The organism is Vibrio sp. J383 (assembly GCF_023503985.1).
GTDB lineage: Bacteria > Pseudomonadota > Gammaproteobacteria > Enterobacterales > Vibrionaceae > Vibrio > Vibrio splendidus.
Map to the genome: position 1 here is coordinate 1,475,028 of NZ_CP097294.1, position 20,033 is coordinate 1,495,060.

General features: G+C 44.9%; 18 protein-coding genes. 13 read left to right on the forward strand and 5 right to left on the reverse strand.

Annotated elements, in window-relative coordinates:
- Positions 1 to 139 precede the first annotated feature (139 nt).
- Entirely contained in the window at positions 140 to 1,768 is a 1,629-nt protein-coding gene (locus M4S28_RS23000) for a long-chain-fatty-acid--CoA ligase (protein ID WP_249632964.1), read from the forward strand.
- Entirely contained in the window at positions 1,761 to 3,410 is a 1,650-nt protein-coding gene (locus M4S28_RS23005) for a GMC family oxidoreductase (protein WP_249632965.1), read from the forward strand. Before M4S28_RS23000 ends, M4S28_RS23005 begins: the two co-directional genes overlap by 8 nt.
- 133 nt (positions 3,411 to 3,543) lie before the next feature.
- On the opposite strand, the gene trxC is transcribed toward M4S28_RS23005, so the two are convergent.
- A complete protein-coding gene (gene trxC / locus M4S28_RS23010) occupies positions 3,544 to 3,978 on the reverse strand; it encodes a thioredoxin TrxC (protein WP_249632966.1) in 435 nt (144 codons plus the stop codon).
- A 122-nt stretch (positions 3,979 to 4,100) separates the two neighbouring features.
- Between trxC and M4S28_RS23015 the strand changes: the two genes are divergently transcribed.
- From M4S28_RS23015 to M4S28_RS23035, 5 genes are all read left to right on the forward strand, one after another.
- Positions 4,101 to 5,198: a ketoacyl-ACP synthase III gene (locus M4S28_RS23015; protein WP_004731084.1), complete on the forward strand. Its 1,098-nt coding sequence runs from the start codon at positions 4,101 to 4,103 to the stop codon at positions 5,196 to 5,198.
- 51 nt (positions 5,199 to 5,249) lie between these two features.
- The gene (locus M4S28_RS23020; RefSeq protein ID WP_249632967.1) at positions 5,250 to 5,714 is read left to right on the forward strand and encodes a GNAT family N-acetyltransferase; all 465 of its coding nucleotides are present in this window, start codon (positions 5,250 to 5,252) and stop codon (positions 5,712 to 5,714) included.
- Between the two features lie 99 nt (positions 5,715 to 5,813).
- Entirely contained in the window at positions 5,814 to 7,046 is a 1,233-nt protein-coding gene (locus M4S28_RS23025) for a glycosyltransferase family 4 protein (protein ID WP_249632968.1), read from the forward strand.
- Between the two features lie 200 nt (positions 7,047 to 7,246).
- On the forward strand, positions 7,247 to 7,708 hold the full coding sequence (locus tag M4S28_RS23030) for a YeeE/YedE family protein (RefSeq protein WP_108202496.1): 462 nt from the start codon (positions 7,247 to 7,249) through the stop codon (positions 7,706 to 7,708).
- Positions 7,708 to 8,139, forward strand: coding sequence for a YeeE/YedE family protein (locus tag M4S28_RS23035; RefSeq protein ID WP_249632969.1), 432 nt, complete (start codon positions 7,708 to 7,710; stop codon positions 8,137 to 8,139). Before M4S28_RS23030 ends, M4S28_RS23035 begins: the two co-directional genes overlap by 1 nt.
- 156 nt (positions 8,140 to 8,295) lie before the next feature.
- Here the strand turns inward: M4S28_RS23035 and M4S28_RS23040 are convergent, their stop codons facing one another.
- Entirely contained in the window at positions 8,296 to 9,174 is an 879-nt protein-coding gene (locus M4S28_RS23040) for an endonuclease/exonuclease/phosphatase family protein (RefSeq protein ID WP_249632970.1), read from the reverse strand.
- Between the two features lie 303 nt (positions 9,175 to 9,477).
- Between M4S28_RS23040 and nrdD the strand changes: the two genes are divergently transcribed.
- Both nrdD and nrdG read left to right on the forward strand, forming a co-directional pair.
- Positions 9,478 to 11,598, forward strand: a complete 2,121-nt coding sequence (gene nrdD, locus M4S28_RS23045; protein WP_249632971.1) for an anaerobic ribonucleoside-triphosphate reductase — start codon at positions 9,478 to 9,480, stop codon at positions 11,596 to 11,598.
- 172 nt (positions 11,599 to 11,770) lie between these two features.
- Complete coding sequence (nrdG, locus tag M4S28_RS23050; RefSeq protein WP_231904472.1) at positions 11,771 to 12,241, forward strand: anaerobic ribonucleoside-triphosphate reductase-activating protein; 471 nt, start codon at positions 11,771 to 11,773, stop codon at positions 12,239 to 12,241.
- Between the two features lie 160 nt (positions 12,242 to 12,401).
- Here nrdG and M4S28_RS23055 read toward each other — a convergent pair whose 3' ends face one another.
- A complete protein-coding gene (locus M4S28_RS23055) occupies positions 12,402 to 13,829 on the reverse strand; it encodes an MATE family efflux transporter (RefSeq protein WP_249632972.1) in 1,428 nt (475 codons plus the stop codon).
- A gap of 137 nt (positions 13,830 to 13,966) precedes the next feature.
- Here M4S28_RS23055 and M4S28_RS23060 point away from each other — a divergent pair, with 137 nt between their 5' ends.
- The 4 genes from M4S28_RS23060 to M4S28_RS23075 all read left to right on the forward strand — a co-directional run bounded on the left by M4S28_RS23060 (position 13,967) and on the right by M4S28_RS23075 (position 18,827).
- Complete coding sequence (locus M4S28_RS23060; protein WP_249632973.1) at positions 13,967 to 14,803, forward strand: AraC family transcriptional regulator; 837 nt, start codon at positions 13,967 to 13,969, stop codon at positions 14,801 to 14,803.
- Between the two features lie 209 nt (positions 14,804 to 15,012).
- Entirely contained in the window at positions 15,013 to 16,197 is a 1,185-nt protein-coding gene (locus M4S28_RS23065; protein ID WP_249632974.1) for an amino acid aminotransferase, read from the forward strand.
- Positions 16,198 to 16,208: 11 nt separating this feature from the next.
- Positions 16,209 to 16,895, forward strand: coding sequence for a putative ATP-dependent zinc protease (locus M4S28_RS23070; protein WP_249632975.1), 687 nt, complete (start codon positions 16,209 to 16,211; stop codon positions 16,893 to 16,895).
- Between the two features lie 324 nt (positions 16,896 to 17,219).
- The gene (locus tag M4S28_RS23075) at positions 17,220 to 18,827 is read left to right on the forward strand and encodes an ABC-F family ATPase (protein WP_339385634.1); all 1,608 of its coding nucleotides are present in this window, start codon (positions 17,220 to 17,222) and stop codon (positions 18,825 to 18,827) included.
- Positions 18,828 to 18,995: 168 nt separating this feature from the next.
- On the opposite strand, the gene M4S28_RS23080 is transcribed toward M4S28_RS23075, so the two are convergent.
- Complete coding sequence (locus tag M4S28_RS23080; protein ID WP_054546838.1) at positions 18,996 to 19,520, reverse strand: hypothetical protein; 525 nt, start codon at positions 19,518 to 19,520, stop codon at positions 18,996 to 18,998.
- A 99-nt stretch (positions 19,521 to 19,619) separates the two neighbouring features.
- Positions 19,620 to 20,012, reverse strand: coding sequence for a YgiW/YdeI family stress tolerance OB fold protein (locus M4S28_RS23085; RefSeq protein WP_004731047.1), 393 nt, complete (start codon positions 20,010 to 20,012; stop codon positions 19,620 to 19,622).
- Positions 20,013 to 20,033: the final 21 nt, after the last annotated feature.

The following is a 20,033-nucleotide window of genomic DNA, read 5'->3' on the forward strand; positions in this document are numbered from 1 at the left end:
CAATTAGTCAAAACTCGCAACTGAATAAATTAGATAAGCAAAAATCATTCAGGCTACAACGTTAATACTCATTACAGCCTTAATACAACGTCTACGGTGACCGTGACTAATAGGTCTATGCCGAATAAGGAGATCATGGATGCACAATCTTGCTGTTAACTTGGAGCGCAGCGCTTCGCTTTTTCCAACTAAAGCCGCGTTACGGATGGGCACGGATGAAATCAGCTTTTCTCAGTTGGAACAACTTTCTGGAAACGTCGCCGCGAATTTAAAAAGGCTGGGGCTCAAGAAAGGAGATAAGGTCGCGTTGTCGTGTCCGAATGTCACGTATTTCCCGATTGCCTATTATGGGATTCTGAAAGCAGGCTGCGTCGTGGTGCCTTTGAACGTGTTATTTAAAGCAAGAGAGATCGCTTATCACCTTAATGACTCTGACGCGAAAGCCTATTTATGCTTTGAGGGCAGTGAAGAGCTACCCATTGGACGTTATGGATTTCAAGGCTTTGAGCAAGCAGATCACTGTGAGCATTTTATCGAGATGCCAATACCAGCTATTTCCATGTCAACTCTAGCCAGCATCGCATCTTCCTCTACTGAAGCACATGAGCAGCATGAATCAATGGCTGACTGGTTAGCACAACCTTTAACAACCTTTGAGTCAGTGGCTTGCCATGGTGATGATACCGCGGTGATCCTCTACACTTCAGGCACCACGGGTCAGCCAAAAGGAGCAGAGCTTTCTCACACCAATATGCAAACCAATGCGATGTCGTCACAGTATCTAATGCGATTGGAGTACAGCGACACCACAATGGCCACACTGCCATTATTCCATAGCTTCGGCCAGACGGTCATGATGAACGCGAGTGTGCTAACAGGGTCGACTATGGTGTTGATTCCGCGTTTCGAACCGTCACTGGTGATCGACCAGATCATTAACCATAAAGTCAGCGTGTTTGCGGGCGTTCCTACTATGTATATCGCGCTGTTAAAGGCGGGAGAAGAGTCTCCTGATCATTTAGAAAACACAAGCAAACGCTCTGAACAGGTTAAACACAGCTTGAGACTTGGCGTGTCTGGCGGTGCTTCTATGCCTCTTGAAGTAATACGACAGTTTGAGTCTCGCTTTGAGCTTCCAGTATTAGAAGGCTATGGTTTATCAGAAACAGCGCCAGTTGCGACCTTTAATCATATTGATGGTGACCGATTGTCTGGCAGTGTGGGTCAACCTTTGTGTGGTCACCTTATCAAGATCACTGATATACAAGGCAACTCTGTTGCAATGGGTGAATTGGGCGAAGTCTGCATCAAAAGTCCAAGTGTCATGAAAGGCTACTATCAAAGGCCAGAGGCGACAGCAGAAGCGATAAGAGACGGTTGGTTCCTAACTGGAGATATTGGACGCACCGATGAGCACGGCAACTTGTTCATTGTTGACCGCGTTAAAGACATGATCATCCGTGGGGGTTACAACGTGTATCCGCGCGAAATCGAAGAGGTATTGATGTGTCATCCTGACGTAGAAATGGTCGCGGTGGTGGGCGAACATCATGATCGCCTAGGCGAAGAAATTCATGCACATGTGGTGCTTCATGAGCATACGCAATGTGATAGTGCAGCTCTGATAACATGGTGTCGTGAGCAATTGGCCGATTACAAATACCCGCGTAAGGTCTTCATTCGCAAAGCCTTACCCATGACAGCAACTGGCAAAATATTGAAGCGCGAATTGCACCCACTAGAAATAGCGGAGATGACTAATGGATAGTTATGATTTTATTGTTGTTGGCGGTGGTTCAGCTGGGTGCGTATTGGCCTCAAGGTTATCGGAAGACCCGAATGTTACGGTGTGCTTATTGGAGGCGGGCGGTAAAGACACGAGCCCATTCATTCATACACCCGTTGGCGTGGTGGCTATGATGCCAACCAAACTCAATAATTGGGCCTTCGAAACCGTTGAACAGCCGGGTTTAAATGGTCGTAGAGGTTATCAGCCAAGAGGTAAGACACTTGGCGGGTCTAGTTCTATCAATGCCATGATGTACGCTCGTGGGCACCGTTCCGACTACGATACATGGGCAAGCATGGGTAATGCGGGATGGAGCTATGATTCGTGTCTGCCTTACTTCAAGAAAGCCGAAAACAACGAAGTTCATCAAGATGAGTTTCATGGTCAAGGTGGTCCTCTTAATGTGGCAAACCTTAGATCGCCAAGCCCTATGCTAGAACGTTATTTAACGGCGTGTGAATCTATAGGTGTGCCTCGTAACGAGGACATTAACGGTGCTGCTCAGTTTGGGGCGATGCCGACCCAGGTCACTCAGCTGAATGGTGAACGATGCAGCGCTGCTAAGGCTTACTTAACGCCAAACCTTTCACGATCGAATCTCACGGTCGTTACTAAAGCCACCACGCATAAGGTCTTGTTTGAAGGTAAGCAAGCGGTTGGCGTTGAATATGGCTCGGACGGACAGCGTTATCAGATCAGATCCAACAAAGAGGTGATTCTATCTGCTGGTGCATTTGGTTCTCCCCAGTTGTTATTACTGTCTGGTGTCGGTGCTAAAGACGATTTGGAGGCGCATGACATCGAACAGGTTCATGAGTCGCCTGGAGTGGGCAAGAACCTCCAAGACCATATCGACTTGGTGCATTCGTACAAATGCAGTGAAAAGCGTGAAACTTTTGGTATCTCGCTACAAATGGCCTCTGAAATGACCAAAGCTCTGCCGCTATGGCACAAAGAACGCCGTGGCAAGATGAGCAGTAATTTTGCAGAGGGGATAGGTTTTCTTTGTTCCGAAGATCATATCGCGGTGCCGGATTTAGAGTTTGTATTTGTGGTCGCTGTTGTCGATGACCATGCAAGAAAAATCCATACCAGTCATGGTTTTACCTCTCATGTCACCTTGTTGCGTCCGAAAAGCAACGGCAGCGTAACGCTCAATAGTAATGATCCTTATGATCCGCCTAAGATCGATCCTGCGTTTTTCAGTCATCCTGAAGATATGGAGATCATGATTAAGGGCTGGAAGAAGCAGTATCAAATGTTAGAGAGTTCGGCGTTTGATGACATCCGTGGCAATGCTTTCTACCCAGTGGACGCCAGTGATGACAAGGCTATCGAGCAAGATATTCGCAACCGTGCAGATACTCAGTATCACCCGGTCGGGACCTGTAAAATGGGCCCTAACAGTGATTTATTAGCCGTGGTAGATAACGATCTTAAAGTCTATGGGTTGAATAACTTGAGAGTCATTGATGCTTCTGTGATGCCGACACTGATTGGGGCAAACACCAATGCGCCAACCATTATGATTGCTGAAAAAGTCGCAGACCAAATCAAAGAGGAATACGGGTTAGGTAAGCAAGAATCTAGTATTCAAGCGAAAGGCGAAGCTGTGGTTTAACTCAAGAAGCGAAGTGATAACCACGAATAAAACAGTAGGTTAGATAGTCTTGATTTGGTAAGACTCTCTAACCTATTTTTGTGTGCTTACTTAGAATAAAGCCAAAGCCAATTAAATCGCTTAATCAATAGTGTTACTTGGTTAGAGCTTGATTAAGCCACTGATCAAATTGACCTTTTGGTAATGCTCCGTTAATTGTATCGACACGTTTGCCATCTTTAAACACCATCACCGTGGGAATACTTCTGATTTGGTACATCGCGGCAAGCTGTTGCTGAGCTTCAGTATCAATCTTAACGAACCTAACATCCCCTGAACGCTCTTTAGCAACGTCACTGAACACTGGCGCAAAACCCACACATGGGTTGCACCATGTCGCCCAGAAATCGACAACCACAGGCTGTGAACTGTTCAAGATAGATTGGAAATTAAGTGACGTTCCCTCGATAGGAGCGCCATCGAGCAACGCTTCTTTGCATTTACCACAAGTAGGGGTTTCTGAGATTCTTTCTGAAGGAACTCGGTTTACGCCATTACAAGAAGGGCATCGTGTGTTGAATGTAGACATAACTTTCTCTTTTTATTGTAACTCCGTTGCTAACGCGATTTACGAATCACGCACAGAGCGCTTATACTGTTTAAAACTAGAATACGATACTTAAATAAAAACAAACAATAAACAGGTAAATGATGACAAAATTTTACGCCGAAATTACTGGCTGGGGAAAGTGTCTACCACCAGCCGTGCTGTCCAATGATGATCTAAGCACTTTCATTGATACGTCTGACGAGTGGATTCGAACTCGAACTGGTATCGAAAACCGTCGTATCAGTCATGTAAATACCTCTGAGCTAGCGACTGTTGCAGCGAAACATGCCATGGCGTGTGCTGGCCTAACAGCCGAAGATATCGATCTCGTGATCATCGCGACGTGCAGCCCAGACTCCCTTATTCCAAATACCGCATCTAAGGTTCAACAGAACTTAGGCATTAAGAGTGCAGCGGCTTTCGACCTTAACGCAGCGTGTACTGGCTTCATCTACGGCGTTGAAACGGCAACTCGATTGATTCAGGCGGGTAATTACCGCAACGCCATCGTTGTGGGTGCTGAGCGTCTGTCATTCTTCATTGACTGGACCAAGCGTGATACCGCAGTTCTTTTCGGTGATGGCGCCGGCGCTGTGGTTCTATCGCGTACTGAAGAGCAAGTCGGCTTACAAGAAGCTCAAATCGGCTGTGACGCCGAAGGCCGTGACATTCTAGCAGTACCAAAATTCGGTACTTCTATGGACCGCTTTGCGGCTGATAACGGTTACTGGGACTTCGATTTCGTTGGTAAAGAGATCTTCAAACGTGCAGTGAAAGGCATGGGCGCAGCGGCACACACAGTCTTGAGCCGCACAGGTATCTCAACCGACAATATCGACGTTGTGATCCCGCACCAAGCAAACATCCGAATCATCCAAACTCTGTGTGATATGGCGGGTATCGATCGCGAAAAAGCGTTTGTTAACATCCAAAACTACGGCAACACATCGGCCGCTACTGTGCCAATTGCATTATGTGAGTCGCTAGAGCAAGGTTTCGTTAAGCCTAACGACAACATTCTTGTTGCAGCATTTGGTGCGGGCTTAACGTGGGGTGCTGGCCATATTAAATGGGGTAGCCGTGTTGAACCGCTAGGTCAATCAGATGCTAAGCTTCCAGAAGCCGATAAATCTGCTTTAGAGCTTCTAGAAAGAGCCATTTTACACTGTAAAACGCACCCGAACTCAGCGACTGAATAACGCTAATGAGCGACGTGTTATGGATAAAGTGTTTTGAGTAAAGTGCGTCTTATGAAGAAAGCCGACCTCGATGGGGCGGCTTTGGTTCATCAAGCAGCCTTTGTTCGACAGCAATATTCGCGAGATTGGTTACAATGTAACTTAAGCGCTTCACCACGCTTTCTTAACTTTGTTGCTGAAAGCGAAGGTGAAATTGTTGGCTACATTATTTGGGTTCAGAAAAGTGGCTTTAGACCGGAAGCAGTTTTAGAACTAGAACAACTTGCTGTATTGCCAAGCGCACAGGGCAAAGGATTGGGTAAAAAGCTGATTCTTGACTCTCTGCCGCAAGTAAAGCAGCAGTTAGCGCAGCAAGGTTCGGCACTAAAGCATGTTCTGGTTACCACTAGAGCAGACAATTTTGCACAAAAACTGTATCAGTCGACATTAGGCGCTGAAGTCGAAACCACGATTTCAAACCTGTATTCTGCTGATGAAGTGCTTATGATAGCTCGCAATGTAGGTGAGCGAATCTGATCGCTGAGTTCTTAGAACCCATTATAATCAGTGATATAAATCGATTAACGTTTAATTAGGGGCTTCTATCGCCCCTTTTGTTATTTCTTAGGAAGTGTTTTGAAGAAAGTTTTAGCAATTGGCTACGTTTGGCCAGAACCGAATTCATCGGCGGCTGGCAGCCACATGATGTCTCTTTTACGTCTATTTAAGAGGCAAGGTTGGTCAGTTGAATTTGCAACGCCAGCTCAAGAAACTGAGCACATGATTGATCTCTCTGAAGAGGGCATCACGAGCCAATCTATACAGTTGAATTGCGACAGCTTTGACCAGTACATTGAAGAGCTGCAACCCGATGTCGTGATGTTCGACCGTTTTATGATGGAAGAGCAGTTTGGCTGGCGCGTGGAGAAGGTATGTCCGAATGCATTTAAGCTGTTGGATACCGAAGACTTGCAGTTTCTACGTAATGCACGCCACGAAGCTATTAAGAAAGAGACTGAACTGACCAAAGCTCATTTATACAGTGACTTGGCGAAACGTGAAATTGCTGCGATTTTACGCTGTGATCTTTCGTTGATCATTTCTAGCTATGAGATGGATCTGCTTCAATCTGAGTTCAATATCGATCCAAAGCTTCTACATCATCTGCCTTTCATGGTTGATCTCAACACTCTACCTGAAAGCACGAAAATCTTTGAAGAACGTAAGCATTTCATGACGATAGGCAACTTTAGACACGCACCGAACTGGGATGCCGTGCTTCAGTTACAGAAGATTTGGCCGAAGATCCGCAAGCAGCTGCCTGACACTGAACTTCATATTTATGGATCGTATCCGCCACCAAAAGCGACTGCATTACACAACCCTAAAACCGGTTTCCATATCAAAGGTTGGGCAAAAGACGCTCAAGAAGTGATGGAGCAAGCTCGTGTGTGTGTTGCACCACTGCGATTTGGTGCGGGCATTAAAGGTAAATTGCTTGATGCGATGAAGCTACAAACTCCGAATGTGACGAGCGAAATTGGTAGTGAAGGCATGTTACCGCAAGGTGAGTTGCAATGGCCTGGCGCAGTTGCAGACGATATCGACGAGTTTGTTGAAGCTGCAGTTGCCCTCTATAAAGATGAAGAGAAGTGGCTGAAGGCACAAAGCCAATGTCATTCAATCCTTGAAGCACACTACGAGCAGAATCAACTGGGTGACAAATTGATTGAGCGATTAACTGCGTTAGAGTCTGAACTTGAATCTCATCGACTGGATAACTTCTTTGGTTCGATGCTCAAGCACCACAGCATGGCGAGTACCAAGTACATGTCGCAGTGGATAGCAGAAAAGAACAAGACTAAGTAGCTTACACAATACAACCGAATCAAATCATAAGCCCTTAGGTTAACGCCTAGGGGCTTTTTTCATGACGGAAGCTTGTTAATTCCAGATTTACAAAACGACACATATCAGTGGTACATTAGCATTGACTAATTTATATTTATTAGTAAACTCTAATTTATAGGTTGTTATGAGTTTATGATGTTTGTGGATAGGAGAGGTCTGTGCTTAGTTTGATTCCTTGGGATGCTTTTTTCGGTGGCATGTTGTTAGGCGTGTCGGCCATTGTTTTAATGTTGGGAATTGGCCGGGTTGCTGGCATTAGTGGCATTGTCAGCCGTTTATTGCCAATTGGCACGAGCAACAAAGAACGTAAATATGCGGATACATCAAACACCGAAAAACACTGGCGCGTCGCCTTTGTTGTGGGAATGGTCGCAAGTGGTTGGCTATTGATTCCGACGGGTTACCAACTTCCACAGTTAGAAGAGATGAATCTCGTTTTAGTGATTATTGCTGGCCTTCTGGTGGGCTTTGGTACTAAAACAGCGAACGGTTGTACTAGCGGTCATGGCATTGTCGGAATGGCTCGTTTATCTAAACGTTCAATTGTCGCGACCTGTGTATTTATGGGTGTCGCGATGGCAACAGTGCTGGTTAAAAACCTGATTGGCTTGGGGGCATAATGAAAAACTCTTCATTTACTATCGTTATTGGCTTGCTCGCAGGTATTCTGTTTGGCTCTGGCATGATCATTTCAGGCATGGTTGATCCTAACAAGGTACTCGGCTTCTTAGACATTACCGGTAACTGGGATATCAGCTTGGCATTCGTGATGGGTGGCGCGCTATTGGTCTTCACTCCGTTTTATCATCTGGTCATTAAAAAGCGCGCTCAAGCCGTCAATGGTGAACCTTTAGATAGCAGTAATAATCCACTAATAGATAGAAAGTTGATCTTAGGTTCAACTGCTTTTGGTTTAGGTTGGGGGATTGCAGGCTTTTGCCCGGGGCCTGCAGTAACAAGCCTTAGTGGCGGTAACCCTACGGTATGGCTGTTCGTCTTAAGTATGCTGGTGGGGATGTGGCTGGCGGGTCGAACCAATAAAAGCTGCTAGCAGTGCGCCTACCATTTCTTGCATGGCTGAGAGGATTCGCTCATATCTGACCAAACAGAGAGGCTGACCCGCTTTAAGTAAAAGCCAGTCAGCCTCTTTCTATATCTACTGTTTTCTATTATTTGCACTTATCTACAATCTGCAGTTATCTATAACTTACTGTTTGATCGTTGTTGAAACTGGGCAGTGGTCGCTGAGTTTGTAGTCCAGCACATCTTGCGTTTCAAACACCTTTTGCTTTGCAGGAGAGGCATCTAAGGACTTGCTCACAACAATATGATCAATCACCGAACGAAATTGATGCGTGCGATGGTTATTGCGGTTTGAGCGCACTTTACAATCTGCTCGAGTTTTTCTTGTTGCCAACTGAGCATCGGTATTTTGCGCCATATCTTTCCACATCCAATCTCGTGAATAGGAGAGGTTATGGTTAAAGTCGCCCAGAATCGCGTAGTCTTCGCCTTTACGTTCTCTTTGCTGTATCCACTTATTCAGTTGTTGAGCTTGGTCTTTGAGCCTTGAACAATCGCGGTTAGACTTATACGCGCCGCTGCAACCCGCCTTTAAATGCACTGACAACATGTGAATTGGCTTTGAGCCTGTTTCAACGACCACATAGCTGGCAAACCTAAGCTTGCTGTTAGCACTCGTTTCTAGAGGAAAGTCAGCGTAGTCAGTGAGAGCGATTCCTTTACGAACCGCGAAGCCTGTATATTGGTTCACTTCTTTGAATTGTCGGTTACTGTTTTTGGGCAATGCGCGGTCAGACATCAATATTTTGTATTGATCGCCGGTGATGCGCTGAATGTCATTGACGTCGTCGACTTCTTGAAAGGCGACCACATCCGCATCTAAGGATTGGAAATACTGTTCGAGTTTATCGAAATCTGCTTGGTTTCGTTTGGAAGAAAACTTATTCACAGCCTCGTTGGTTGATAACCATTCGATATTCCAACTGGATATGGTCAAAGGTTCAGCAAATGTCTGGCTACTGAGTAAGCAAGCTAACATTATCCACTTTTGAAGTCGTTTCATCCCAAATATCCCTAATTTTGGTGTCCAATATAGTTGAGCCGTTATCCTACAACACTTACCAAAAATTCAACTCTTTTTAGCAGTTTTTTTATTGTTACATTGTTTCTTTTCGACTTGAGAACTCACGTAATAATATTGGATTTATCTTGTTCAGCGAGCGCGTTTTATTGATCCAAATCAATACTCAAAGTTGGTGGTTCTCGTTAAATACGCCACAATATCTAGTGTTAGTTAAACGATAAATCGCTCTATATAGTGTGTTTGTGGATAAGTCTGTGAATACCTCAAGAGTAAGGAGAAGTGGTGAAATCAATCGTAATCAAGCGTGATGGCTCAAGAGCTCCATTCAGTAGAGATCGTATCCAAGCTGCAGTGGAAGCAGCATCAGACAAAGCCGATAAGGAAATTGCTATTTATGCTCTGAATGTGGCATTAGCAGTTGAGTTGAAGCTCGAAGACTACGATGAAGTTCATATTTCTGAAATTCAGACTTTGGTCGAGAACGAGCTAATGCAGGGACCATATAAGTCTCTAGCTCGTGCCTACATTGAGTATCGTCATGACCGCGACATCGCACGTGAGAAGCAAAGCGCTTTAACTCGCGAGATCGAAGGTTTGATCGAAGAAAGCAATGTTGATCTGATCAATGAGAACGCCAACAAAGACGGTAAAGTTATCCCAACTCAGCGTGATTTGCTGGCGGGTATCGTGGCTAAACACTATGCAAAAACTCACATTTTGCCGCGTGACATCGTACAAGCTCACGAGTGTGGTGACATTCATTACCACGATCTAGACTACGCACCGTTCTTCCCAATGTTTAACTGTATGCTTATCGATCTGAAAGGCATGTTAACGCATGGCTTCAAGATGGGTAACGCGGAGATCGACACGCCTAAGTCTATTTCTACAGCAACAGCAGTAACAGCACAGATCATCGCGCAAGTCGCGAGCCACATCTATGGCGGTACTACGATTAACCGTATCGATGAGGTTCTAGAGCCTTACGTAATGACGAGCTACGAGAAGCATTTATCACTAGCGAAAGAGTGGGACATTCATAGCCCAGAAGCTTTTGCTATCTCTCGTACCGAGAAAGAGTGTTACGACGCGTTCCAATCTTTGGAATATGAAGTAAACACGCTGCACACAGCTAACGGGCAAACACCATTCGTGACGTTTGGTTTTGGTCTAGGCGAAAGCTGGGGTTCGAAACTTATCCAGCAATCTATCTTGAAAAACCGCATCGCAGGTTTGGGTAAGAACCGCAAAACAGCGGTATTCCCTAAACTGGTGTTTGCAATCAAAGATGGTTTGAACCACCAGAAGCAAGATCCAAACTACGACATCAAGCAATTGGCGCTTGAGTGTGCGTCTAAGCGTATGTACCCAGACATTCTTAACTACGACAAAGTAGTAGAAGTGACAGGGTCATTCAAAACGCCTATGGGTTGTCGTAGCTTCTTGAATACTTACGAAGAAAATGGTGAGTTGATTCACGAAGGCCGTAACAACTTAGGTGTTGTTAGCCTCAACTTGCCACGTATCGCGATTAACGCGAAGCAAGATATGGTTAAGTTCTACGAACTACTTGATGAAAAACTGAAGCTGGCTCGTCGCGCTTTAGAAACTCGTATTTCTCGTCTAGAAAACGTGAAAGCGCGCGTTGCTCCAATCCTTTACATGGAAGGTGCTTGTGGCGTTCGATTGAAAGCAGACGACTCTATTGCAGATATCTTCAAGAACGGCCGTGCTTCTGTTTCTCTTGGCTACATTGGTATCCACGAAGCAATGACTGCGCTTTACGGCACAGACGTTCACCTGTACGACGACGGCGAAATGCGTGCTAAAGCGCTTGAGCTAGTGGAGTACATGAAGCGTGAAGTGGAATCGTGGACGAAAGAAACAGGTTACGCGTTCAGCCTATACGGCACACCAAGTGAAAACCTATGTAGCCGTTTCTGCAGCATCGATACCAAAGAGTTTGGTGTGATTGATGGCGTAACAGACCGTGGTTACTACACCAACAGCTTCCACTTAGACGTGCAGAAGAAAGTGAACCCATACGACAAGATCGATTTCGAGATGCCTTATCCAGAAATCTCTAGCGGTGGTTTCATCTGTTACGGCGAATTCCCGAACATGCAGAAGAACATCGAAGCGCTAGAAAACGTATGGGACTACAGCTACACACGTGTTCCTTACTACGGCACCAACACGCCGATAGATGAGTGCTACGCATGTGGTTACAACGGTGAGTTCGACTGTACAAGTAAGGGCTTTACGTGTCCTAAGTGTGGCAACCATGACTCAACCAAAGTGTCGGTAACGCGCCGCGTTTGTGGTTACCTTGGTAGCCCAGATGCACGACCATTTAACTTCGGTAAACAAGAAGAAGTTAAACGCCGCGTAAAGCATCTTTAATCTAACGAAGGATCTTAGTTAAGATCTGCGATCTTTAGCGAGTTCACTTAGAAGAGCTACGTTTCAATAAATAAGATTGGTATCGGCGCTATGTCGATACCAATTCTTTCGTTTCAGTTGTTACAGCACTTCCTTCAAACTATTAAGCAATAACGAGTTTCAATACTGCCTTATGAATTACCATCAATATCACCCAATCGACGTTGTAAACGGCCCAGGAACACGCTGCACTTTGTTTGTGTCGGGTTGTGTGCACCAGTGTCGCGGGTGTTATAACCAGTCGACGCAACGATTGGACTCTGGGCATTTGTTTACTCAAGAGCTGCAAGACCAAATTATCGCTGACCTCAATGATCCGCGAATCAAGCGTCGTGGTTTATCGCTTTCTGGTGGCGATCCTCTGCATCCTGCAAACGTGTCTGAAGTGCTTAAGCTTGTCCAGCGTGTAAAAGTGGAGTGCGGAGGCAAAGACATCTGGATGTGGACGGGCTACGAGCTAGATGAGCTTGATGAAAAGCAGAAGCAAGTATTGGAATACGTTGATACCTTGATTGATGGTCGCTTCGAGCAAGATAAAGCGGATCCAATGTTAGATTGGCGTGGTAGTTCAAACCAAATCATCCATCGATTTACCGACTTATAGATTTACTGACTTATAAGATTTGTTCTGATTCAGTATTCTCGTAAACAGAAACACAAACACAAAAAAGGGCTTCATCGTTAGCGCAATGCTACAAATCAGCCCTTGGGTGTGAGTTCTTTTGAATCTATCGCCCGCACTTCAGCGTCGGTTTGGCGCCTGTCTAAATAGGAATATGCTCAGGCTCGTCGATTAGATTATTTATCCATTTCTTAGATTGAATCCGTTTGCTCGTCAGAACTATTTTGGCTAGCTCTTCGAGTAACACAATCATCAAAACCCATTCTAACGGCCAACCCAACACTAGCGCAGTAAAGTAGGCAAGGGGAATACCAATCGCCCATTGGCCAAACAGGTCGATGAAGATGCTGTAGTTGATGTCTCCACCACTTTTCAGCACGCCGCCAATGCCAACCATATTGAAGACTCTCAGTATCATGCCGAGTGCCATGACTAAGGTAACGTTGACTGCCGTGTCTTTGAACTCTAAGTGTGTAAGCTCGATCATGTACACGATCGCGGGTTTAGCAAACCAGCACATCAAGGCTAACAGAGCCGCAAGCCCACAGCTGACTAATACATACCCCCAAGCGGTATTCTCAGCACGCTGATAGTTCTTCGCGCCGATCTCGTTACCTAGAATGATTGAAGCCGCGACGGCAAACCCCATGAAAGCTGAGATTAAGATGCTTTCGACAGGCGATAACAGTGAAATGATCGCAAGCTCGCCAACGCCCATCTGACCAACAATAACGTTATAAATAAGAATCCCGCCCGCCCATGCTGTGTCATGAACCAACATAGGAATCGCTATCTTGAAATACTTCTTTCTATGCTTAGGCAATATTGCATCACGCCAACTGCTTAGTGTCGGGAATAGGTGAGCGTAGTGTTTCTTCGTCATGATAAGCAGCGCGATCGTCTGAAAGAATCGAGACACCGTGGTGCCAATAGCCGCACCAACTACGCCCAGTTCTGGAAATCCAAACAAACCAAAGATCAGCAATGCGTTGAGAATCGCATTAACGATGATTGCCCAGATGCTGATCTTGGTGGGCAGCTTGGCTTCGCCGACCGATCGCAGTGCGCTTTCTAGCGGCACTACGATCGCGGTACCAATAAGGCTGGCTCCTGTTATCCAAAGGTAATCCGTTGCCAATCGGACGTAATCAGGGTCTGAGGCCACCACAGACACCACTGATTCAGGAGCCAATGTATAGATGAAAACAAAGGGGATGATGGCAAAGATCGACAGTGCCCATGATTGCGCTAGTGTACGTCGAATTCCGTTGAAATTACCGGCGCCAAAATATTGTGAAGCTAGCACGCTCACAGCTCCGCTAATCCCCGATACCATGATCAAGTTGAAGAAGAAGATGCGGTTGCCAACGCCAACAGCGGCGGTTGCAGAATCACCAAGCTGATTGACCATAAAAATATCGACCACGCCTAGTAATGAAAACAACATGGTTTGCAGTGAGACAGGTAAACCAATGTGTAATAGCTTTTGCCAAAACTCTTTGTCCAAATGACGATATGTCGAGAGCATCGCATTTCCCCTGTGGTTAATATGCGAGAAGTTTATCGGCATTTGTTTTGCCTGTATTGTTCCTGTTCATCACAAACTTTTGCCAAACTATCTATTTTCCAAAACTATCGAATTACTTACGTGGCGACTCAGTTGCAGGCAAATCCAATGAGCGAAAAGAGAAATGAGTGAGAAGAGAAATGAGTGAGAAGCAAGAACGGTATGAGATTTCTGAAAACACGCATCAAGAGTTTGTCGACCAAAGCCATGTATTGGCATTCGAAGAGCTCGGTATCGTTCAGTGTGGGACGGCGTCGTGTCGTGATTTCTTTTCGGTGTATCGGAAAAACCAACAAAAACACATGTTGCTGTATACCGTGAGAGGAAAGGGTTGGTTAGAAAGTGGGGCGTGTCGTTACATTCTAGAGCCAGGGTCGTGTATTACCGTGCCAGCGGGCATTGAGAATGGATTCGGGATTGAAGAAGAAACATGGCAAATTGCATGGATCTTTCTCTCGCCGGATAAAAAATGGGAGGGTGTCGTGAGTGATGAAGTGAACTACACGCTTTCGCCAGCAGCTGAGGTGGTGTCGTCCTGCATTCATACCTTGCTCAGAAGTATTGCCTTACCCATCGATTTAGGAGGAGCAATTGCTAATCATAGTGTGGCTCAAATAGAATACATGATTAATGCGCCGGTGCCTCAGCAACAATCACGCAATTTGATTCGTTTAAGACGAGTGTTCGACAACGTACAAAAGCAGCTCCACAAGGAATGGAACGTTCATGAGCTGGCAGGCTTATTCCCGTGTTCAGAGCCCCATTTCCATCGTTTGTGCCAACGTTATTATTCACATAGCCCTATGACTCATATCATGCGCATGAGGATGGAGTACGCAGCACGCTTGCTGAAGTCGAGTGATTGGTCGATTCAACATATTGGCGAGATAGTTGGGTATCCCAATGCCGCTAACTTTAGTACTCGGTTTAAGGCGTGGTCTGGAATGACACCGAGGCAATTCAAGCAGAGTGTTTGATCGATGTAGCTGTGGGACGTTAAACAATAAAGCTTATATATTGTAACTGGCTCTTAACTGTTCGAAATTTAAACTATATCTTCGCTTAAAATGACCAATCTCTGATTACTTCTGGTAACTAAGCTCTTCTATTAAAAAATGTTTCTGATTTTAGTACGAAAATGTTAACGTGAAATTCAATACTTGAATTTCAAAGGGTTGTGACTTTCATGTTTTCACATCTACCAAAACCAACTTTAGATCCAATTTTATCTCTTTCTGTCGCTTACCGCGGCGATCCTCGTACTGACAAAGTCGATTTAGGCATTGGCGTTTACAAAAACGACCAAGGCGAAACACCGATCATGAAAGCCGTTTCTATGGCTCAAGACATTGTTGTCGATACTCAGAAAACCAAAGCTTATGTTGGCCTAGCAGGCTGTGAAGAGTTTAACCAGAGCATGGTTGATCTGCTGCTTAAAGGGACTTCTGCAATGGATCGCGTTGCTGCGATTCAAACACCGGGTGCAAGTGGTGCACTTCGTATGTTGGGCGACTTAATGAAAGTTTCTCAACCAGACACCACAGTTTGGATCTCAAACCCAAGCTACGTTAACCATAAACCGGTGATGGAAGCAGCGGGCTTAAAAGTTCGATATTACAACTACTTCAGTCCGGAAACGAAGCAAGTTGATACTGCAAGAATGTTGGGTGACCTTTCAAAAGCGGGTCCATCAGACGTGGTACTACTGCACGGTTGCTGTCATAACCCAACGGGTGCGGATATCAACTTTGAAGCGTGGCAGGAAATCACCAAGTTATCTCAGAAGAATGGTTTCTTACCGTTCGTTGATATTGCTTATCAAGGCTTTGGCGATGGTCTAGAAGAAGACGCGAAAGGTCTTCAACATATGGCTAACAACGTAGAAGAGATGCTGATTACAACGTCTTGCTCGAAGAACTTCGGTTTGTACCGTGAAAGAACGGGTGCAGCGATTGTGATTGGTAAGAACAGCGAACACGTTGGTAACGCGAAAGGTAAGCTTCTAACGCTTGCTCGTTCAACTTACACAATGCCGCCTGATCATGGTGCCGCTTTGGTTAAAACAATTCTTCAGAATCAAGAGCTAACATCGATTTGGAAGCAAGAATTGAGTGAAATGCAGCAACGTTTGTTAAATCTGCGCCAAAGTTTATGTGATGAATTGCGAAATACTTACAACACGTCACACTTTGACTTCATTGAAAGCCATAAAGGTATGTTTAGTGTACTAGGCTTTAAAGAAACTCAAATGAATCAATTACGTGAAGAATATGGAGTCTATGGTGTTGGTGACGGACGCATCAATATCGCAGGCCTTTCTGAATCCCATATTCCTTATGTAGCTAAAGCGATAGCTAACGTTTCGAAATAAAAGGTGACTGAATGTATAATTGGAAAGCGATTGTAGTTTTAATGCTAAGTGGTGGCCTGTTTGCTTGTTCGACGACGACTCAAGTTCCTGTCGAGCCAGAGCAAAAGCCTCAAGTAGAACAACCTGTTGTGGATGACTCTTCAAAGACTGACGCAACTGAAGGCGAGAAAGTAACGGAACCTACAGAGAAGCCTGAAGAAGTAAAACCCACTGAGCCAGAAGTTAAACCTGAGCCAGTTGAAAAGCCACCAGCAAAACCGTTAAAAACGGATGATGGAAAACTGATTCTTGGTGAAGAAGAGTGGGTGTTTGTTCCTGGTTTGAAAGAAGCATTTAAAGCTCGTATTGATACAGGCGCAACAACATCTTCGATCAGTGCTGTAGATGTCGTTGATTTTGAGCGTGACGGAAAAGACTGGGTTAAGTTTAAAATTGAACATGACGGTATCACAACCAAAGAGATCAGTTTACCGGTAGAGCGTTGGGTTAAGATCAAGCAGTCGAGCGCGGAAGGCACACAACGACGTGCTGTTGTCGTAGCTTCAATTCAAATCGGCGATCTGAAAGACAAAACTGAGTTTACGCTAGCAGACCGAACGCATCTTGCTTTCCCTATTCTATTGGGTAGAAGTTTCTTTAGAGATGTTGCGGTAGTAGATGTAAGCCAAAAGTACGTTCAAAAGAAAATTACTAAATAACGGTACATCTCCTCTTAAAGGCTTTTAGTCTTGAAGAGAGTTAGCTTTAAAAGCGACCAGCTTAGAACGTTTTTAGTATCGATAAATAGAATCCCTGTCAGTTCAACTGGCGGGGATTTTTCTATTTACACGTTAATAACGTATGAAAAGCATCTAAATGGTCTATGTTTACGATTCGTTTACGGTTTGGCCTCGACAACGTGATCGAGATCTCTATATAATCCGCGCTTCGATTTTTGTTTAATCCATACTTTCGTACTTCTTATTTAGGTTCTTGAAATAGCCTAATAATTATCTGTCAGTACACGCTTAGGAATTAGTTCTTTGATATCTACCGCGAACATCACAATGCAATTTGGCGCAGAGCCGCTGTTTGAAAACATCTCTGCTAAATTTGGTAACGGCAACCGCTATGGTTTGATCGGCGCCAATGGTTGCGGCAAGTCAACGTTCATGAAAATCCTAAGTGGTGCATTAACGCCAAGCTCGGGCAACGTTTCTATCACTCCTGGAGAGAAACTGGGTGTGCTAAGCCAAGATCAGTTCGCTTTTGAACAATACAGCGTTATCGACGTTGTGATCATGGGTGACAGAAAACTGTGGGAAGTAAAACAAGAACGTGACCGTATTTACTCTTTGCCAGAAATGAGCGAAGACGATGGTATGAAAGTCGCTGAACTTGAAAGTGAATTCGCTGAAATGGATGGCTACACAGCAGAAAGCCGTGCAGGTGACATCCTAATTCAAGCGGGTATCGAAGAAGAGTTCCATTTCGGCCTGATGCAGCAAGTTGCTCCAGGTTGGAAACTGCGTGTGCTTCTGGCACAGGCTCTATTTGCAAACCCAGATATTCTGCTTCTTGATGAACCAACCAACAACTTGGACATTCACACGATCAACTGGCTTGCTGAAGAGCTAAACCAGCGTAAATGTACAATGATCATCATTTCGCATGATAGACACTTCCTGAACTCTGTGTGTACGCACATGGCTGACATCGACTACGGTGAGCTCCGTGTTTACCCTGGTAACTACGAATACTTCCTAGAAGCTTCTGGTTTGATTCGTGAGCAACTTCTAGCAAACAACGCTAAGAAAGCGGCTGAAATTAACGAACTTCAAGATTTCGTTAACCGTTTTGGTGCAAACGCATCTAAAGCGAAGCAAGCAAGTTCACGTGCTAAGAAAATGGACAAAATCACGCTTGATGAAGTGAAATCATCGAGCCGTATGAGCCCATCAATTGATTTTGGTGAAGGCAAGAAATTGCACCGTCAAGCGCTTGAACTTAAAGAGCTTAGTCACGGCTTCGATGGCGAGACACTGTTTGCTGGTGGTAACTTGCTGCTTGAAGCGGGCACACGTCTTGCGGTTATCGGTGAGAACGGTGTGGGTAAAACCACGCTGCTACGTTGCCTAGTTCAAGAACTAGAGCAAAACGAAGGTATCGTTAAATGGTCTGAAAACGCATCGGTAGGCTACTGCCCACAAGATAGCACGACTGACTTTGACAACGACCTGAGCATCTTCGATTGGATCTCTCAATGGCGCACAGTGAAGCACGATGACCTTATGGTACGTGGCATTCTAGGTCGTCTATTGTTTACTGCTGATGACGCGAACAAGAAAGCGCGTAATTGTTCAGGTGGTGAGAAGAACCGTCTGTTATTCGGCAAGCTAATGATGCAAGACATCAACGTGCTTGTAATGGACGAACCAACTAACCACATGGACATGGAAGCAATTCAAGCGCTTAACGATGCGTTGAAGGTTTACACTGGCACACTTATCTTCGTAAGCCATGACCGTGAGTTCGTTTCTTCTTTGGCGACACATGTTATTGATGTGAAAGACAAGCAACTGGTTAGTTTCCAAGGTACTTATGAAGAGTACTTAGATCATCAGAAAAAGATGCTGATGGTTAATTTATAAAGTAAGTTGCTGGCTTAGGGCTTGAACGACTAAAAGCCAGCGAAACTAACAAATAAAAAAGCCCCGAACATTAGTGTGTTCGGGGCTTTTCTATGTAATTTGTACAGCTATTTATTACTTAGTGACGAAACCTTAGCTTATCAATAAAACCTAGGCAGCTAATTCAGTTTAGAAGCCGAATCGAGCAGACATTAAGATTTGGTGGCCATAAGTACCGTTGTTTCGCATATCAAGGCCAACAGACAGTTGATCCGTTGAGTGAAAGCGAGCGCCGATACCAACAACTGAGCGAGAGTCGTCGTTGTCGATGAGTTGACCAAGGCGTGCGTTAACTTCAACGTTTGCCATTAACCACGCTCTCAAACCGATGTTGATTTCAGTCTTGATGTGATTGTCGTCATTACGTTCAATGTTGTGCAACAGCATTTGACCAGTAACGTCAGCAAATTGATTAATTGGGCCGTTGAACCCCATACCTACCGCTGCATCCCAGTCACTTTCAAATTCTGAATCGATACGAGCAACAAAGTGAGAGTTCTGAGTGAACATTGTTGTGACTTCACCACCGAAAGTACTTGGGCTAGTACCCATGCGTAGCTCGAATGTGTTGTAGTTAAAGTTGTTTGCAGACGCAGAGAATGAACACAGTGCAGCTAGTCCTAAAAGGACAGTCTTATTCGTGCAACCTAGCATGGTGACTCCATATAAATTGTATTTTTCGGCAGTATAATACAAAAAAGCCTGCAATATGCAGGCCAATTATTTGAAGTCAGTATGTTTTGTATTTATCGCTTATAGAACTTGGATATGATCCACTTCGATTTCCGGTGTCTTGCCGCCTTCGTATTCGCCGAAGATACGTACTTTAGTATCAGCAGTTAGCGGTTGTGCTAGGCGGATATCATCATCCAATTCGATTTGAATTTCACTCTGTCCATCAGAGAAGACAAATGTATCATTCTTTAGCTGACGAACAATCTTGCCATCTACAATCGCTTCTTGCTCTGCGAACATGCTTGTGTCTGCAAGTAGTGTCGCAACAGAAACGGTTTCAATCGGCCCTGTGTAAGCGATAGCGCTCTCGTGCTTGCTGTTGTTGCTATTGCTGCTGTGGTGGTCACTAGCCATTGCGAAAGTAGGGGCAAGGATAATAGTAGATGCGATAGCTAATACAGTTTTTTTCATGGTGAATCCCTTAATGTTGTT

Coding starts and splice junctions, on each gene's coding strand:
- M4S28_RS23000 (WP_249632964.1), top strand. CDS start 140: ATGCACAATCTTGCTGTTAACTTGGAGCGCAGCGCTTCGCTTTTTCCA.
- M4S28_RS23005 (WP_249632965.1), top strand. CDS start 1,761: ATGGATAGTTATGATTTTATTGTTGTTGGCGGTGGTTCAGCTGGGTGC.
- trxC (WP_249632966.1), bottom strand. CDS start 3,978: ATGTCTACATTCAACACACGATGCCCTTCTTGTAATGGCGTAAACCGA.
- M4S28_RS23015 (WP_004731084.1), top strand. CDS start 4,101: ATGACAAAATTTTACGCCGAAATTACTGGCTGGGGAAAGTGTCTACCA.
- M4S28_RS23020 (WP_249632967.1), top strand. CDS start 5,250: ATGAAGAAAGCCGACCTCGATGGGGCGGCTTTGGTTCATCAAGCAGCC.
- M4S28_RS23035 (WP_249632969.1), top strand. CDS start 7,708: ATGAAAAACTCTTCATTTACTATCGTTATTGGCTTGCTCGCAGGTATT.
- M4S28_RS23040 (WP_249632970.1), bottom strand. CDS start 9,174: ATGAAACGACTTCAAAAGTGGATAATGTTAGCTTGCTTACTCAGTAGC.
- nrdG (WP_231904472.1), top strand. CDS start 11,771: ATGAATTACCATCAATATCACCCAATCGACGTTGTAAACGGCCCAGGA.
- M4S28_RS23055 (WP_249632972.1), bottom strand. CDS start 13,829: ATGCCGATAAACTTCTCGCATATTAACCACAGGGGAAATGCGATGCTC.
- M4S28_RS23060 (WP_249632973.1), top strand. CDS start 13,967: ATGAGTGAGAAGCAAGAACGGTATGAGATTTCTGAAAACACGCATCAA.
- M4S28_RS23065 (WP_249632974.1), top strand. CDS start 15,013: ATGTTTTCACATCTACCAAAACCAACTTTAGATCCAATTTTATCTCTT.
- M4S28_RS23070 (WP_249632975.1), top strand. CDS start 16,209: ATGTATAATTGGAAAGCGATTGTAGTTTTAATGCTAAGTGGTGGCCTG.
- M4S28_RS23080 (WP_054546838.1), bottom strand. CDS start 19,520: ATGCTAGGTTGCACGAATAAGACTGTCCTTTTAGGACTAGCTGCACTG.
- M4S28_RS23085 (WP_004731047.1), bottom strand. CDS start 20,012: ATGAAAAAAACTGTATTAGCTATCGCATCTACTATTATCCTTGCCCCT.